We start from the raw sequence: 14514 nt of genomic DNA, 5'->3' as shown, positions 1-14514 counted from the left end.
TGGTTTAGCAGTATAACGAAAACTGCACAGAACCTCACCCGTTGACGACAATTGCGGAAAATTCCCGGCTTGCAACCGCGGCAAGCCGTCTTACAATCAGGTTCATCCCCGGCATTAAAGGCCCAGTCTGAGAGTGGCAGAAAGATGAGCAACCAGGACAAAGACTTTTTTGAACAGGCGATGGCGGATGTCATCCCGTTATCCAGCGCCCCCGAGACCCTGTACCTTAAACCGCAGGAAACGATGGATAAAAGTGCCCGGCGTGAGGCGCAGGCGCTGCGGCAGGAAAACTTTCTCAGTACCGGCTTTCTCGAACTGATCCCTTGCGAAGTCCCGCTGGAATACAAAGGCGAGGGCATTCAGCAGGGAGTACTGGACAAACTGAGCCATGGCCGCTATCCGCCGCAGGCCAGTCTGAACCTGCTGAAACAATCGGTGGAGGCTGCGCGGCAGGCGCTGTTCCGCTTTATTTTGCAGGCAGAAAAGCAAAACCTGCGTTCGCTGCTGATTGTCCACGGCCGTGGTCGGGAAGAAGAGAGCCATGCCAATATCATTCGCAGCTATCTCGCCAAGTGGCTGGCACAGTTTGAACAGGTTCAGGCTTTTTGCCGGGCGCTGCCGCGTGACGGCGGTGAAGGTGCCTGCTATGTCACGCTGCGCAAATCGGCGCAGGCCAGGGCGGATAATTTCGAGCGCCACGCCAAGCGCAGCCGTTAGGGGATTGTGGAACAGCAGCAGCCGGCAGCGTTGCCGCCGGCTGGAATAGGCTATTTATTAAAGAATTTATGGTCCAGCGAATAACGCCCGGCACCGGTGACCGCCAGCAACAGCAGCCCGCCGATAATGCTGATATTTTTAAAGAAGTTTATTTCGTTGCCCATCATTTCCATGCCGGTCATTTTCCAGAACGGGTGACCGATAAAAGCGGTGCCCAGGACATAGACGGCAAAAATAACCGCAATAGGCCGGGTAAATAATCCGAGAATAAGCGCGATGCCAAAAAAGAACTCAACCACCACGGCGATAATCGCCGCCAAATAGGGCATTGGCGTGCCATAACCTTCCATTGCGCTAACGGTTGCACCAAAACCGATCAATTTCATCCAACCAAAAATGATAAACAGGATCATCAATAAGATTCGGGATAGCAGAATAACGCCGTCTTTTGAGCCTTCACCCATTTTGAACTCCTCAGCCACTGTCAAAATTATGTTGTGTTACTGATTAAATAGTAGACTAATATCAGGTTTGTTCTAGCGTTCACCCACAGTTATGCACTTTTAAAATGGGATAAATTTATGGATCTTGAAATTCTGGCAGACGAGAAACGTTTTTATATAAACGATCGGCAGGGAAAAATGATCGCCGAGATATCCTTTGTACCGAGCGGAGACAAATTAACCATTATCGATCACACCTGGGTGGATGAGGTATTGAAAGGTCAGGGCGTCGGTAAAAAGCTGGTGGCGCTGGTGGTGGCGAAAATGCGGGCGGAAAACCGTAAAATTATTCCGCTGTGCCCGTTCGCCAAACATGAGTTTGACACCATGCCGGAATATCAGGATATCCGTGCCTGAAGGCTGGGCCATAGGTGACTTTGGGGGAGGCAGCCTCCCCAATATTGGATATGTTAAGGATTTACTGTGGCAGGGAATAACTACGCGGTTTTATGGGCGGCCAGAATAAAAATCATCGGGCGTTCTTTCTCTTCGTCCAGCGCGGGGTTTTCTGCGATTTGCTGTGCCGAAGGGCCCCATTCATTGAGATAACTCACGACGAAACCTTGCTGCACCAGCAGATTAAGGTAACTGCCGAGCATGCGATGCTGCTTGATCACTCCTTCCGCCAACCAGTTTGAAATGCGTTGCCCCTCCTGCTGATAACCGTTGACCGGCCAGGATTTTTTCCCGTTTTCGTCCATCAGCCAGCCCTGCTGTTTTGGGGCGGTGTAAATCGGGTGTTCGGCGGTGAAAATAAACTGCCCGCCCGGCACCAGCGCCTGATAAACCGTGGCGAACAGCCGTGCCAGATCTTTGATGTAGTGCAGCGTTAGTGAGCTGTAAGCCAGATCAAAAGACTGCGATGGCAATTGAAGCTGTTCCAGATCCTGTTGGCGGTATTCAATACCGCTATCCTCTGTCATCGTCCGTGCCTTATCGAGCATTTTCTCCGACAGATCTAAGCCCAAAACGCTGGCGGCGCCCTGTTCACGTGCGCTGCGGCAGAACCAGCCATAACCACAGCCAAGATCGACCACTTTTTTACCCTGCAAGTCCGGCAGGATGCTACGGATGCTTTGCCATTCCGGTGCACCATCCAGCCCGTGTACCGAGCGGCTGAGCTGGGCATAACCGTCGAAAAACGCCTGATTGTCATAAATATTCTGTGTCATAACGACTCCTGTTGGGGTAAACCGCTGCCGGATATTCGGGCAGTGCTACCATATTATCCGCACATCCAACTGATTCCCATAATAAAGGTAGTGATAACCCGTGTAGGCTGTCGCATAATCGTCGACCGGAAAAAGCATGAAAACTAACCTCAGGAACGGATATGAAGATGATTTCGGTGCGTCAGTTACCCGAGTTTAAATCTCAGGCGATTCGCTACTTCCAACAACATTGGGCCACGGAAGAGACCCTGATGATGTATGAGGATGCCATCACCCGATGCATTGGCGCGGTCAATCCGTTGCCGCAGTGGTATTTGTTAATGGATAACGAACAAATTCTGGGCTGTGCTGGGCTGATCACCAATGACTTTATTAGCCGTGGTGAACTTTATCCCTGGCTGTGTGCGCTGTATGTGGAGCCGCAGCACCGCGGGCGCGGTTATGGCTCACAACTGATTAATCATGTGGCGGAGGAGACGCGCAAGTTCGGCTTCCCGCAGTTGCATTTGTGCACCGATCTGGAAGGCTACTACGAGAAACAGGGGTTTGCCTTCAATGGGCTGGGCTATCACCCCTGGGGTGAGGCTTCGCGAGTGTATACGCGGACATTGTGAAAAGCCCGACATCTGCTGTGGACTGTTGTCTGAGTGCGATTACAGCCGGCGGCGATGATTATTCCCGCCGAAGAGATGCCCATCCCCCCACGAGCGGTTCAGCGCGCTGGAAAATGCCGGGTGGGATGCGCCATCGCCGAAGGGACGCACATCACGCTCACGTTGGAACTGGGGCTGATGCACGGAGGACAAGCGTACCGGTCCGGGGGCCAGATGACGTTCGGATTGCAATCCGCTGCTGCGCTGGGGCAGGGCATGCTCGACATGACGTTCCGGCTGGCGTGTCGTGGTACGCACTGGGCCTGCGTAACGCTCGGCATTGCGATGCGGGTCGAAGGTCGGTGAACGGAGACCTTGATGATCCAGCGGCGTGGCATGCCGTGGGGTAAAGTTGCTGCGCGCCGGTGCGAAGTGCGGTTCGCTGAAGGGCGCGCGTGGCCCATATCCGTTGTGATGCCAACCGTTATTGCTGATAAAGGTCCGGTTGTTATATACCACTACCGGGCTGCCGCCCCAGTGCACACCCCAGTTATTATCGAACATCGATCCGACCATGACCCCGGCGGTAAAGCTGATCAACCCGGTAGCCACCATGTCACTGGTACTGTAAGCCGGTGGTGGCGCATAGCCCGGATAGTAGGCCACTGGCGGATTGCCATAAACGGCGGTGCCGTAACTGGGCACATATACCACGCTTGGCTGAGCCGGTTTGATGACGATGGTTTGGGTCGGTGCAGCCGTGGTTTTATTGGCCGCAGTCGCGGGCGTGCCTGCTGCGTTATTAGCGGTAACGATAACTTGCTGTTGTGCGTTGCTTTTCAACGCACCACTGTTGCTGGCGCGTTGACGCAGTAGCTGAACCGCGTTCATCACGTCGCTCGGATCTTGGCTATAAGCGCTGCCCAGAGCCTGAGTCCAACCCGGATTCTGTGCCATTTGCTGCAGCACGTCGGGGAAGGTCACCATGGCTTTTACCGCCGGCGCCCAGGGCTGCGCGTTAACTGCTTGCGTCAGTGCGCTGCCGGTCAGGCTTTTGTTCTGCAGCAGCCAGGCATTGGCGGCGGTAATCTGATCGGGCGTGGTGCTCGCTGCCAGGACCTGTGCCAGCAAATTATCCGGGAACAGGGCGATCGGGCCGAGCAGTGAGTACAACTGCTGAGTGCTTGCGGCACTCTGTGGTAGGCCGCTATTTTGCACCAGTGGTACCGGCGCGGTGGCAGATGACGACGACGGCGGTGCAGGGCGGTCTTGCGCTCGGTCGCAACCACTCAGCGCCAGCAGCGCCATCAGAACCCAGGGTAATTTTTTCATGTTGAACATGCGATGCTCCTCTTGTTGAGCCGAGGATCTCTTGAGCCATTCAGGGGGAAGCGCCGACCTGGCTGCGGCGTTTAACGCCATTCCCCGCTCAGTTTCTCGGATGCCCCAGAATCCCATGTTCACTCATTGGGCGATATTTAAACCGGGTCCGGAATCGGACCGCACTGTCAGAAGCGGTAGGTCACGCCGGTCCATAGCATGCCGCTGCCGCTTTTATCCACCATCGGGCTGTCGGTGATGCTGTTTGCCAGGTGGGTATAGCGCCCGGTGATAAAGGTCGTCCATTGCGGGGTGAGCTGGTAGCTGGCTGACAGTTCCAGATAGGGCGACCAGGACGAACCGGCCTTATAAGCAGAGAGTCCGCTGCGCGCCGACTCATCGGAAGAAACGCCATAGTAGTAATCATTGGTTTTGCCGTTGCTGTAGGTGACGCCAACGCCGGGCCGAAATTGCCAATCACCGCGTTCGATCGGGTACAGATAGGCGACGTCGCCGGTAAAGCCGTTGCTGTTGTTCAGCATATCGGTCGCCAGCTCGGTGCGGAGGGTGCCCCAACTGGCCTGATGGCGATAGCCGATACCGCCCATCATGGTGGCGTGGCGGTTGTTCAACTGTTTCATGGCGTCGTTGTCGCTGTCGGAGGCCTTGAAATGCAACGGAGAATAGTAGGCGTTCAGGCTGAGCTGATTCTGCTGGTCCTTCCACAGATAGGCTCCGGCGCTAAGCCCCTGCACGAAGAAACGGTCACTGTCATAACCGATCACCGGCAGTGGCATTACCCGGTCCTGTTCCCCCTGATAAGGGCTGGGGCTGACCAACACCGACGCACCCAGTGTCCACGGGCTTTGCGCCCAGGCGGGGTGGCTTAAGCAACCCGCGCTCAGCAGGATCCAGGTTAATTTCTGTTTTTTAATCATCATGAGGCCTTTTAAAAAAGTGCGGGCCAAAGCGGCCCGCCAGGGTTAATCGGGTTATTTACGGCCGAAGCGACGTTGGACGACAACGAAGAATACCGGGACCAGGAATATCGCCAGCAGGGTGGCGCTGATCATGCCGAACATGACGCCGGTGCCGACTGCGTTCTGCGCGCCGGAACCGGCACCGCTGCTGAGAACCAGCGGCAGCACGCCAAGGATAAAGGCCAGCGAAGTCATCAGAATCGGACGCAGACGCATGCGGGTGGCCTCAAGGGTGGCGGCAATCAGCGGTTTGCCCTCTTTCTCCATCAGATCCTTGGCGAATTCGACGATAAGAATGGCGTTTTTGGCTGACAGGCCAATGGTGGTCAGCAGGCCGACCTGGAAGTAAACGTCGTTATTGAGGCCGCGTAAGGTGGCCCCCAACAGCGCACCGACCACGCCGAGCGGCACCACCAGCATTACGGCAAACGGGATGGACCAGCTCTCATACAGCGCCGCCAGACACAGGAACACCACCACCAGCGAGATGGCGTACAGCGCGGGAGCCTGGTTGCCGGAAAGTCGTTCCTGATAAGACATGCCGGTCCAGTCATAGCCGATGCCCTTCGGCAGTTTGGCCGCCAGTTTTTCCATCAGCATCATCGCCTGGCCTGAACTGCGCCCCGGGGCCGGTTCACCCAGAATTTCCATCGAAGGCAGACCGTTGTAACGCTCCAGGCGTGGTGAGCCGTATTCCCAGTGCGCGCTGGCAAAGGCGGAGAACGGTACCATCTGGCCGCGGTTACCCTTCACGTACCACTGGTTGAGATCGTCCGGCAGCATGCGGTACGGCGCATCGGCCTGCACATAGACCTTTTTCACCCGACCGCGATCGATAAAGTCATTAACGTAGGTGCCACCCCAGGCGGTGGACAGCGTCTGGTTGATGTCGTCAACCGAAACCCCCAGCGCCTCGGCCTTGGCCTGATCGACATCGACCTTGAACTGCGGCGTGTCCTCCAGGCCATTTGGGCGGATCTTGGTCGCCACGTTAGGGTATTTGGCGGCCATAAACAGCAATTGGTTACGTGCCTTGGTTAACGCGGCATGGCCGAGACCGCCGTTGTCGATCAGCTCGAAGTCAAAGCCGGTAGCGGTGCCGAGATCGGTAATCGCCGGCAGGTTAAAGGCAAAGGCGATGCCTTGTTTGATCGTGTGGGCAAAGGCCATATTGGCGCGCTTGATGATCGCCTCAACCTTGTTTTTCTCCCCCGGACGTTGGCTCCAGTCCTTCAGGCTGACAAACGCCAACCCGTTATTCTGGCCGTTACCGTTAAAGCCGAACCCGGCAACGGTGAAGACCGAATTGACGTTAGCCTTCTCCTTGTTCAGGTAGTAGTGGGTTACCTGGCCCAATACGGCCTCGGTGCGTTGCTGGGTGGCGCCGGCCGGCAGTTGGATCATGTTCATGAATACCCCCTGATCCTCGTCGGGCAGGAAGGCGGTGGGCAAGCGGATGAACAGCAGCGCCATACCAATCACAATCAGCAGGTAGATCAGCAGCATACGACCGGTATGGTTGAGGATATTGCCGATGCTGCCCTGATAATGTTGGGTGCTGCGTTCGAACAGGCGGTTAAACCAGGCGAAGAAGCCGGTTTTGGGCGCATGCACGCCGGGTTTCAACAGCGTGACGCACAGTGCCGGAGTCAGGATCATCGCCACCAGTACCGACAGCACCATGGCGGAAACGATGGTGACCGAAAACTGGCGATAGATGGCGCCGGTTGAGCCACCGAAGAACGCCATGGGAATAAATACCGCCGACAGCACCATGGCGATGCCCACCAGTGCGCCCTGGATCTGCGCCATCGATTTGCGTGTGGCCTCTTTGGGCGGTAACCCTTCCTCCGTCATGACCCGTTCGACGTTCTCGACCACCACGATGGCATCATCCACCAACAGGCCAATGGCCAGCACCATGCCGAACATTGTCAGGGTGTTAATCGAGAAGCCAAAGGCCGCCAGAATGGCAAAGGTCCCCAGCAACACCACCGGCACCGCAATGGTCGGGATCAGCGTGGCACGGAGATTTTGCAGGAACAGATACATCACCAGGAACACCAGGATGATGGCTTCGATCAGCGTTTTCACCACTTCACCGATCGAGATTTTAACGAACGGCGTGGTGTCATACGGATATACCACGTGCATCCCGGCCGGGAAATAAGGTTCCAGACGACCAATTTCAGCCTTCACCGCGTTGGCGGTATCCAGCGCGTTGGCGCCGGTGGCTAATTTAATCCCCAGCCCGGCGGCCGGTTTGCCGTTGTATTCGGCGCTGGTGGTGTAGTTTTCGCTGCCCAGCGCAATGCGAGCAACGTCACGCAGATGCACCTGAGAACCATCCTGATTGACGCGCAGCAGGATATTGCCGAACTGCTGCGGCGAACTAAGGCGGGTTTGGGCAATGATCGATGCGTTGAGCTGCTGCCCCGGTACCGCCGGCAGGGCGCCGAGCTGGCCACCGGCAATCTGGTTGTTCTGCGCCTTGATGGCACGCACCACGTCTTCGCTGGTCAGTTGGTAATTATCCAGCTTGTTGGGATCCAGCCAGATGCGCATGGCGTATTGTGCGCCGAACAACTGTACCTGACCGACGCCGCTGGTACGGCTGATCGGGTCTTTGATATTGGCGACCGCATAGTCCGCCAGATCGGCCTGCGTCATGGCACTGCTGTCGGAAGTGAAGGCGGCCACCATCAGGAAACTGCTGGAGGCCTTCTGCACGTTAATCCCCTGATCCTGCACGGTCTGCGGCAGCAGCGGCATCGCCAGTTGCAGCTTGTTTTGCACCTGTACCTGAGCAATGTCCGGATCGGTGCCGGTGGCAAAGGTCAGGGTGACCGTGGCGTTACCGGCGGCGTCACTGTTGGACGACATGTACATCAGGCCGTCCAGGCCATTCATATTCTGCTCAATCACCTGGGTGACCGTATCCTGCACCGTCTTGGCGTCGGCTCCCGGATAGGTAGCGCTGATACTGACCGCCGGCGGCGCGATGGTCGGATACTGCGCGATCGGCAGCTTCATGATGGACAGGGCACCGGCCATCATGACGATGATGGCGATAACCCAGGCAAATATCGGGCGGTTGATAAAGAAATTAGACATGCCTTGGCGCCCCTTAACCGTGATAGACGTCAGACAAGGCCTGAGCGGTGTCCGGCGTCTCTTCCGTTGCCCGTACCTGCATACCCGGCTTCAGGCGCATCATGCCGCTGACGATCACTTTGTCGCCGGCCTGCAACCCCGACGTCACCAACCATTTGTCGCCAATCGCCTGGCTGGCGATCACCTGACGTAACTGTGCTTTATTGTGGGCGTCGACAATCAGCGCCGTGGCTTCGCCGCGCGGGTTGCGAGTGATACCTTGCTGCGGCACCAATAGCGCGTGTTTCTGTTGCCCCTGGTCAATCTCGGCGCGGACATACATGCCGGGCAGCAGGCTATGCTGCGGATTAGGGATGATCGCGCGCAGGGTAATGGAACCGGTGCTTTGGTCAACGGTGACGTCGGAGAATTCCAGGGTGCCAGTCGGCTGATAACGCTGGCCGTTATTCAGGATCAGGCTGACCGGCACTTTGCCGCCGTTGTGGGTAATGGTACCGGAGGCGATAGCCTGTTTAAGCTTGAGGAAATCGTCGCTGGACTGGGTGACGTCGACATACATCGGATCCAATTGTTGCACCGTCGCCAGCGCGCTGCTCTGGCTGGAGGTCACCAGCGCACCTTCGGTGACGCTGGATTTGCCGATGCGCCCGGAGATTGGCGCAATAACCTTGGTGTACTGCAGGTTGATGCGTGCGCTTTCCAGCGCTGCGCGGGCGGCGATAACATCGGCATCGGCCTGCCTGGCTTGAGCCACGCTGGTGTCGAATTCCTGCGGGCTGACGTAGTTTTTGGCCCGCAGCGGTTGCTCACGCTTTACGGTCAGATGCGCTATTTCGCTGCTGGCCTGGGCCTTTTTCAGATCGCCCAGCGCGCTGTCGCAGGCGGCCTGATAGCTGGCCGGGTCGATTTGATACAGCGATTGACCGGCCTGCACGTCACTGCCTTCAACAAACTGGCGCTTGAGGACAATACCGCTGACCTGAGGCCGGACTTCCGCCGTGCGGTAAGCATTGGTGCGACCCGGCAGTTCTGTTTTTATTGCCAGTGGCTGAGAGCGCAAGGTGACTACACCGACCGGATGCGGCGGAAGCTGCGTGGCCTTAGGGTTTTTATCTTTACAACCGGTAAGCAGCAGACCGCCGCACAGCAGTAAGCTGCCGGTTAAGCATAATGCGTTTTTGTTCATGATTATCCCGTTGGCCAGAGGGTATCGCAATGCGGTCTGGCGGCTGATTAAATACAGAAAGAGATTGATTGCGGTGTATTTTACGGAATAATTACAGCGGAAAGAGTCCGAATTCGGACTGGATAATGATGGGCATAGGATTTTATTACTCTATTATTGCCACTGTGTGTAAGCAATAAGAAAGCTAGAAAGACAATATCAGTAGTGTCCGTTGCCGCTGGCATCCCCAGCGGCCTTTTTTAATAACGCTGAGGCAAATTAAACACCTGAGTCAGGTGGCCTTTCTCCATGGCGATATAACCGCCGGTCTTCAAGTCACTCAAACATTTTAATATGGTGCTGCGCGCCAGTGTGGTGCGTTCCTGAATATACCTCAATGCCGAATAGTCGAGCCTTGTGCTTTCTGGTGCATTGATCAATTCCAATAGCTTACCGCGGATGGCGTCATAAGCATGGTTATTCAACAAGTGCAGGTCACGCAGGCTGGCGAAATGCAGTTGATAAGCCAAAATGCGAGAGACGTCGGCCCATAACATGGGGTGCTGGTCGAGCTTTTGCAGCACCTTGCTGCCTGCCACCACATGGATCTCACAGTCTTTTTCCAGATGCAGATAGGTTTGTCCCACCGGGTGCAGCAGTTCCGCCAGGCCGATGATATGCGGCGCGTAGATGGTGGTCATCAGCAGATCGTCCGACTGACGATGCAGGTTGACCGCACCCTGTAATAGCAGGAATACCTGAGGGTTTTTACCGCTGAACTGGCGTGAGCGTCTGGCGGTCACTTCGACGGCCTCGGGTTTCAGCTCCGCCATCAGACGAGCAATGATGTCGCTTGGCTTATGCGGAATGATTTTTTGCAGCGCATCGTTGAAGTGGTCGTTGCCTGGAGCACTCCCGGCTGCATGCGGCTTGTCTGTCACCTTGATTCCCCGTTAATCAGCACGTTAGCTTGTAGTCTATGCGTGTTGTACCGGCTGAGTATAGGGGAGGCTGCTTAATTCGGGGAATTAAACGTTCTTTGCCCTGGGCGTAACCCACTGCCGGGGGAATGAGTGGCAGTGGGTATAGCTGGGAATGGGGTTACTTGATCATTTTTTGCAGTTTGGTTTTCTGCTCTGGCGTCAGGGTTTGCATTACGTCAAACAAGTAGCGGTAACGGATATATTCCGCCTGTTGTTGATAAATGCCCATTTCAGCAATGCGTTTTTTTACCGTTGGCTCGTCCCACTGAGAGGAGCCAAGCACTTTCAGAATGGCGCCGTTGTCGACCTTATCCGTTTTGATGCTGTCGAGCTGCAGTTGCGCCTTATCGCGAATAACATGTATTTCCTGACGCTGTGTTTGACTCAGATCCAATACACCGGCCAGACGACTGGCGCTTTGCAAGCCTTCGGCGGCAAAAACAGAACCAGCGGAAAATAAACACATGCCGGCGATCAGCATTTTTATTCTTTTTTTCATTATCTACTCCTTATATTTGTCTCATGGCGATATTACGCATTAATTTAAATTCAGTGCGGTTGAGAATGTTTCAAGATATATTCAAGTTGAAGGTTTTTATTTTATTTCATAAGGTTGTGCCCAGAGTCCGAAATTGGACTCTGGGTTTATTTAAATAATATGCCGGGAGTGGTAGCCGTATGCGTTAATGGATGCTGGCGGTTAGACCAATCGATGTTCGTGCAGCTTAATGGTATTCATGATGCTGTCCATCATCACCTGCACCCGGTGGGGTAACACGCCACGTTGGCGGTAAATAAGATACGCCTGCATATCGATGCAGCGTTCGCGCTCAATGCAGGGCAGCAGTGAACCGGACTCCAGCGCCGAGGCCACCGAGTAGTAAGGAGCATAAACAATGCCCAGCCCCTGCTTGGCTAACTCAATCGCCGGCAGAATATTGTCGCAGATGCTGGTGCCGTTGACCGCTACATCGACCAACTGCCCCAGCGAGTTGTAACAGCTCCAGGTATTACGGCTGCCGCCCAATACCCGCAGGGTGATGCAGCGATGCTGCGTCAATTCAGTCGGCTCCACGAGCGGAGAGTTGGCGATATAATCCGGCGATGCAAACAGCCCCACCCGGAAGCGGGTCAGTGGTCGGGCGATCAGGCTTTCATTCTGTGGCTGGAAGAAACTGATCAGCAGATCGCTGTCACTGTCGAAAACCGCGCCATATTTTTTCTCTCGTTCATCCGGATTGCGGGTCACCAGGTCGACGATCAGTTCGGGTGACTCGCGCAGCAACGGCGGCAGTAGATAACGGGTCAGGAATGAATGGATGCCGATCGGTGCGCCAAGCGTCACCATGCCGTTCAGGCTTTGTTTATAGGTGCCGGACATATCGAGCAGGTCGTTATGCTCATCCAATAGCTGAGCGGCGCGACGTAAAAACTGTTCACCAAACTCGGTCAAAGACAGCGTTCGTGGGCTGCGTAGAAATATCTCCAGGCCAAGTCGCCGTTCCAGCGCCGTCAGGGTGCGCGACACATTGGATTGCGGCATATCCAGCAGCTGTGCCGCCTTGCTGACGCTGGCGGTTTCGGCGATGGTGCGAACGATCCTGAGTTCGTCGATCCTGAAGTCTTTTGCTTTCACGCGGTGAGCCATTCTGAGTTTGTATATCAAAAATGATATACATTTTTGCCGTTATTGTCATATGACTTATCACTGACCGGCGGGTATTCTTTTGGTCAATTATTTGCTATGCATTAAAATTGACATGGAAGATTATAATGAAAAAAACCTGCGCGATAATTTTACCCGTGGCGTTAACATTGACCGCCTGCTCATCATCGGTCACTGAAAAAGAGAAATTCTCGACGTTTCTGCCTGATTATAATGATATTACCAAGAGCCAATCGGCCTCCGGTAAGGATGTATTATATTGGAAGGATAAGAACGTTGATTTTTCCAAATATAAATATCTGGTTTACCAGCCGATGATCTATTTCCCACGGCCAAAGCCTAGCGAGATGGTGAGCCAGCAGGCGCTTGATAATATTCTCAGTTACACCAACAGGCAGTTCAAGCAAGCTATGGGGTCGCATTTTACCCTGGAGGATGTTCCGCGTGAAAATACGCTGATTTTCCGTGGAGCTATCACGGCGATCGACACGCAGAAGAAGGGGCTACAGGTGTATGAAGTACTGCCGATTACGCTGCTGGTTGCCGCAACGCAAAGCGTAACCGGCCACCGCACCATGGAAAGCGCCGTTTATATGGAAGGTGAATTTATCGACGCTTCAACCAACCAGCCGGTAATCAAAGTGGTGAGGAAGGCGTCCGGAGAGAATCTGAATAATGAAAAGTCGCAGTTAAAAGTGGCTGATGTGAAAAATGCCATAGATACCATTGCCAATGATATTAAAGAATATAAGACGTCATAGACGTCGGTAATTAGTTTGCCTTATTAACCAGGGTTTCGCATGTTTCTAGATTACTTCGCTTTAGGCGTATTGATCGCCGTGTTTTTAATTCTGTTTTACGGCGTGATCATTATCCACGATATTCCTTATCTGCTGGCCAAGAAACGCCAGCACCCGCATCAGGATGCCATCCATGTGGCAGGCTGGGTCAGCCTGTTTACTCTGCATGCCATTTGGCCACTGTTATGGATTTGGGCGACTTTATACCGGCCGGAACGGGGCTGGGGAATGAGCGACAAAGCTGAGCAACCTGATGTGTTGCAGGCACGAATTAATCGGCTCGAAAGTGAATTGCAGCGTATGCAGACGCAGGTTGCCGCTCAAAGCTCGTCGTCCAATAAAGGTTAAGCAAACAGTATGGATCTCTTAATTATTCTCAGCTACGTTGCGCTGAGCTACGGCGTATTCAAACTGTTCCGTATCCCGGTCAATAAATGGACGGTGCCGACGGCGGTGCTTGGCGGTATTTTCATTGTGGGTGCCTTAATCCTGGGCATGAACTACAACCATCCTTATACCTACCGGGCGCAGAAGATCGCGATATCCGTACCGATCGTCCCGCAGGTCTCGGGGATGATTGTTGAAGTCACCGATAAAACCAACGTGTTACTGCGCAAAGGGGAAGTTCTGTTTCGCCTTGATGATACCCGCTACCGCGCCCGACTCAACAAACTGCAGGCGGAGCTTGCCGGTGCGCAGGCGGATGTACGTGGGCGCCAGGCGACATTGAATGAGTCTGCCGCGAATGTTCAGCGGGTAAATGCCGAGTATGAACGGGCCCGCAAGGATTATCAGCGCTATGCCAAAGGCGCGACCATGGCGGTCAACCCTTTTTCTGAGCAAGACATCAGCCATGCGCAGCAACAATACCAGGCGCAATCCGCCGCGCTGCAGGCCGCCAGGGCCCAGCATCAGCAGGCGAAGGAACAGCTTTCGGGCCACTACAACGGTGAAGATGCCCATATCGCCAGCCTGAAGTCACAAATTGCAGAGGCCACTTATAACCTGGAACAAACCACTATTCGCGCACCCAGCGACGGTTATGTTACCCAGGTACTGGCCAGACCGGGCACCACCGCAGTGCGTTTGCCTTTCAAGCCGGTGATGATTTTTATTCCGCAGCAAAAACGGCAGGTGGTGGCGGTATTCCGACAAAACTCGATCCTGCGTTTAACCGAGGGCGATAAAGCCGAGGTGGTATTTAACGGCTTGCCGGGCAAAATCTATGGTGGCTCGGTGACGCGAGTGTTGCCGGTGGTACCGGACGGCAGCTACCAGGCCAGCGGGGCATTGCAGGGGTTAAATGTTGGCGCCCAACAGGAAGGGGTTTACGTGATGATTGATCTGGCCCCCAGCAAGGAACTCGACAAACTGCCCGATGGCGTGACGGCGCAGACTGCAGTATATACCGAGCACTTTGAGCATCTTTCCATTATGCGTAAAGTCCTGCTGCGCATGACCAGCTGGATGCACTACCTGTATTTGGATCACTAGTGGCGAG

General features: G+C 54.7%; 15 protein-coding genes. 6 read left to right on the top strand and 9 right to left on the bottom strand.

The annotated features are described in order from the left end of the window. Nucleotides 1-144: 144 nt before the first annotated feature. Nucleotides 145-717, top strand: a complete 573-nt coding sequence (smrA, locus tag M2406_RS20095; RefSeq protein ID WP_259191119.1) for a DNA endonuclease SmrA — start codon at nt 145-147, stop codon at nt 715-717. Between the two features lie 50 nt (nt 718-767). On the opposite strand, the gene M2406_RS20090 is transcribed toward smrA, so the two are convergent. Then, complete coding sequence (locus tag M2406_RS20090; RefSeq protein ID WP_012146412.1) at nt 768-1181, bottom strand: DoxX family protein; 414 nt, start codon at nt 1179-1181, stop codon at nt 768-770. A 117-nt stretch (nt 1182-1298) separates the two neighbouring features. Here M2406_RS20090 and M2406_RS20085 point away from each other — a divergent pair, with 117 nt between their 5' ends. Further along, nucleotides 1299-1577, top strand: a complete 279-nt coding sequence (locus tag M2406_RS20085) for a GNAT family N-acetyltransferase (RefSeq protein WP_259191118.1) — start codon at nt 1299-1301, stop codon at nt 1575-1577. An 80-nt stretch (nt 1578-1657) separates the two neighbouring features. Here the strand turns inward: M2406_RS20085 and M2406_RS20080 are convergent, their stop codons facing one another. Continuing rightward, nucleotides 1658-2392, bottom strand: a complete 735-nt coding sequence (locus tag M2406_RS20080) for a bifunctional 2-polyprenyl-6-hydroxyphenol methylase/3-demethylubiquinol 3-O-methyltransferase UbiG (protein ID WP_259191117.1) — start codon at nt 2390-2392, stop codon at nt 1658-1660. A 161-nt stretch (nt 2393-2553) separates the two neighbouring features. On the opposite strand from M2406_RS20080, the gene M2406_RS20075 reads away from it, so the two are divergent. Further along, nucleotides 2554-3006 carry a GNAT family N-acetyltransferase gene (locus M2406_RS20075; protein WP_115183963.1) on the top strand — a complete coding sequence of 151 codons (453 nt, stop codon included), beginning with the start codon at nt 2554-2556 and terminating at the stop codon, nt 3004-3006. Nucleotides 3007-3045: 39 nt separating this feature from the next. On the opposite strand, the gene M2406_RS20070 is transcribed toward M2406_RS20075, so the two are convergent. The 7 genes from M2406_RS20070 to M2406_RS20040 all read right to left on the bottom strand — a co-directional run bounded on the left by M2406_RS20070 (nt 3046) and on the right by M2406_RS20040 (nt 12183). Further along, nucleotides 3046-4326, bottom strand: coding sequence for a DUF3300 domain-containing protein (locus M2406_RS20070; protein WP_259191116.1), 1281 nt, complete (start codon nt 4324-4326; stop codon nt 3046-3048). Between the two features lie 167 nt (nt 4327-4493). Next, the gene (locus M2406_RS20065; protein WP_115184925.1) at nt 4494-5246 is read right to left on the bottom strand and encodes a MipA/OmpV family protein; all 753 of its coding nucleotides are present in this window, start codon (nt 5244-5246) and stop codon (nt 4494-4496) included. Between the two features lie 51 nt (nt 5247-5297). Continuing rightward, nucleotides 5298-8399 (bottom strand): efflux RND transporter permease subunit, encoded by a 3102-nt coding sequence (locus tag M2406_RS20060; protein WP_218218363.1) that lies wholly within the window; start codon nt 8397-8399, stop codon nt 5298-5300. Between the two features lie 13 nt (nt 8400-8412). Next, a complete protein-coding gene (locus M2406_RS20055; RefSeq protein WP_259191115.1) occupies nt 8413-9585 on the bottom strand; it encodes an efflux RND transporter periplasmic adaptor subunit in 1173 nt (390 codons plus the stop codon). 239 nt (nt 9586-9824) lie between these two features. Continuing rightward, complete coding sequence (locus M2406_RS20050; RefSeq protein ID WP_012146404.1) at nt 9825-10505, bottom strand: helix-turn-helix domain-containing protein; 681 nt, start codon at nt 10503-10505, stop codon at nt 9825-9827. Nucleotides 10506-10665: 160 nt separating this feature from the next. Continuing rightward, nucleotides 10666-11046 carry a Spy/CpxP family protein refolding chaperone gene (locus tag M2406_RS20045; RefSeq protein ID WP_012146403.1) on the bottom strand — a complete coding sequence of 127 codons (381 nt, stop codon included), beginning with the start codon at nt 11044-11046 and terminating at the stop codon, nt 10666-10668. A gap of 201 nt (nt 11047-11247) precedes the next feature. Then, nucleotides 11248-12183, bottom strand: a complete 936-nt coding sequence (locus M2406_RS20040; protein ID WP_026142501.1) for a LysR family transcriptional regulator — start codon at nt 12181-12183, stop codon at nt 11248-11250. Between the two features lie 137 nt (nt 12184-12320). On the opposite strand from M2406_RS20040, the gene M2406_RS20035 reads away from it, so the two are divergent. From M2406_RS20035 to M2406_RS20025, 3 genes are read left to right on the top strand one after another with little or no spacing between them, the layout of a single operon-like run. Next, nucleotides 12321-12974, top strand: a complete 654-nt coding sequence (locus M2406_RS20035) for a DUF3313 domain-containing protein (protein ID WP_135345003.1) — start codon at nt 12321-12323, stop codon at nt 12972-12974. 39 nt (nt 12975-13013) lie between these two features. After that, on the top strand, nt 13014-13361 hold the full coding sequence (locus M2406_RS20030; protein WP_112348568.1) for a DUF3302 domain-containing protein: 348 nt from the start codon (nt 13014-13016) through the stop codon (nt 13359-13361). A gap of 9 nt (nt 13362-13370) precedes the next feature. Next, entirely contained in the window at nt 13371-14507 is a 1137-nt protein-coding gene (locus M2406_RS20025) for an HlyD family secretion protein (protein ID WP_259191110.1), read from the top strand. Nucleotides 14508-14514 lie beyond the last annotated feature (7 nt).

It is taken from the genome of Serratia sp. BIGb0163 (assembly GCF_024809935.1).
GTDB classification, from domain to species: domain Bacteria; phylum Pseudomonadota; class Gammaproteobacteria; order Enterobacterales; family Enterobacteriaceae; genus Serratia; species Serratia quinivorans.
The sequence above is the reverse complement of the archived record's forward strand: the minus strand, read 5'-3'. Positions and strand labels throughout refer to the sequence as shown.

Excerpts from the sequence above, each read along its gene's own strand:
- M2406_RS20080 (WP_259191117.1), bottom strand. The coding sequence starts at position 2,392 with ATGACACAGAATATTTATGACAATCAGGCGTTTTTCGACGGTTATGCC.
- M2406_RS20030 (WP_112348568.1), top strand. The coding sequence starts at position 13,014 with ATGTTTCTAGATTACTTCGCTTTAGGCGTATTGATCGCCGTGTTTTTA.
- M2406_RS20060 (WP_218218363.1), bottom strand. The coding sequence starts at position 8,399 with ATGTCTAATTTCTTTATCAACCGCCCGATATTTGCCTGGGTTATCGCC.
- smrA (WP_259191119.1), top strand. The coding sequence starts at position 145 with ATGAGCAACCAGGACAAAGACTTTTTTGAACAGGCGATGGCGGATGTC.
- M2406_RS20025 (WP_259191110.1), top strand. The coding sequence starts at position 13,371 with ATGGATCTCTTAATTATTCTCAGCTACGTTGCGCTGAGCTACGGCGTA.
- M2406_RS20090 (WP_012146412.1), bottom strand. The coding sequence starts at position 1,181 with ATGGGTGAAGGCTCAAAAGACGGCGTTATTCTGCTATCCCGAATCTTA.
- M2406_RS20065 (WP_115184925.1), bottom strand. The coding sequence starts at position 5,246 with ATGATGATTAAAAAACAGAAATTAACCTGGATCCTGCTGAGCGCGGGT.
- M2406_RS20055 (WP_259191115.1), bottom strand. The coding sequence starts at position 9,585 with ATGAACAAAAACGCATTATGCTTAACCGGCAGCTTACTGCTGTGCGGC.
- M2406_RS20075 (WP_115183963.1), top strand. The coding sequence starts at position 2,554 with ATGAAGATGATTTCGGTGCGTCAGTTACCCGAGTTTAAATCTCAGGCG.
- M2406_RS20045 (WP_012146403.1), bottom strand. The coding sequence starts at position 11,046 with ATGAAAAAAAGAATAAAAATGCTGATCGCCGGCATGTGTTTATTTTCC.
- M2406_RS20070 (WP_259191116.1), bottom strand. The coding sequence starts at position 4,326 with ATGTTCAACATGAAAAAATTACCCTGGGTTCTGATGGCGCTGCTGGCG.
- M2406_RS20085 (WP_259191118.1), top strand. The coding sequence starts at position 1,299 with ATGGATCTTGAAATTCTGGCAGACGAGAAACGTTTTTATATAAACGAT.
- M2406_RS20035 (WP_135345003.1), top strand. The coding sequence starts at position 12,321 with ATGAAAAAAACCTGCGCGATAATTTTACCCGTGGCGTTAACATTGACC.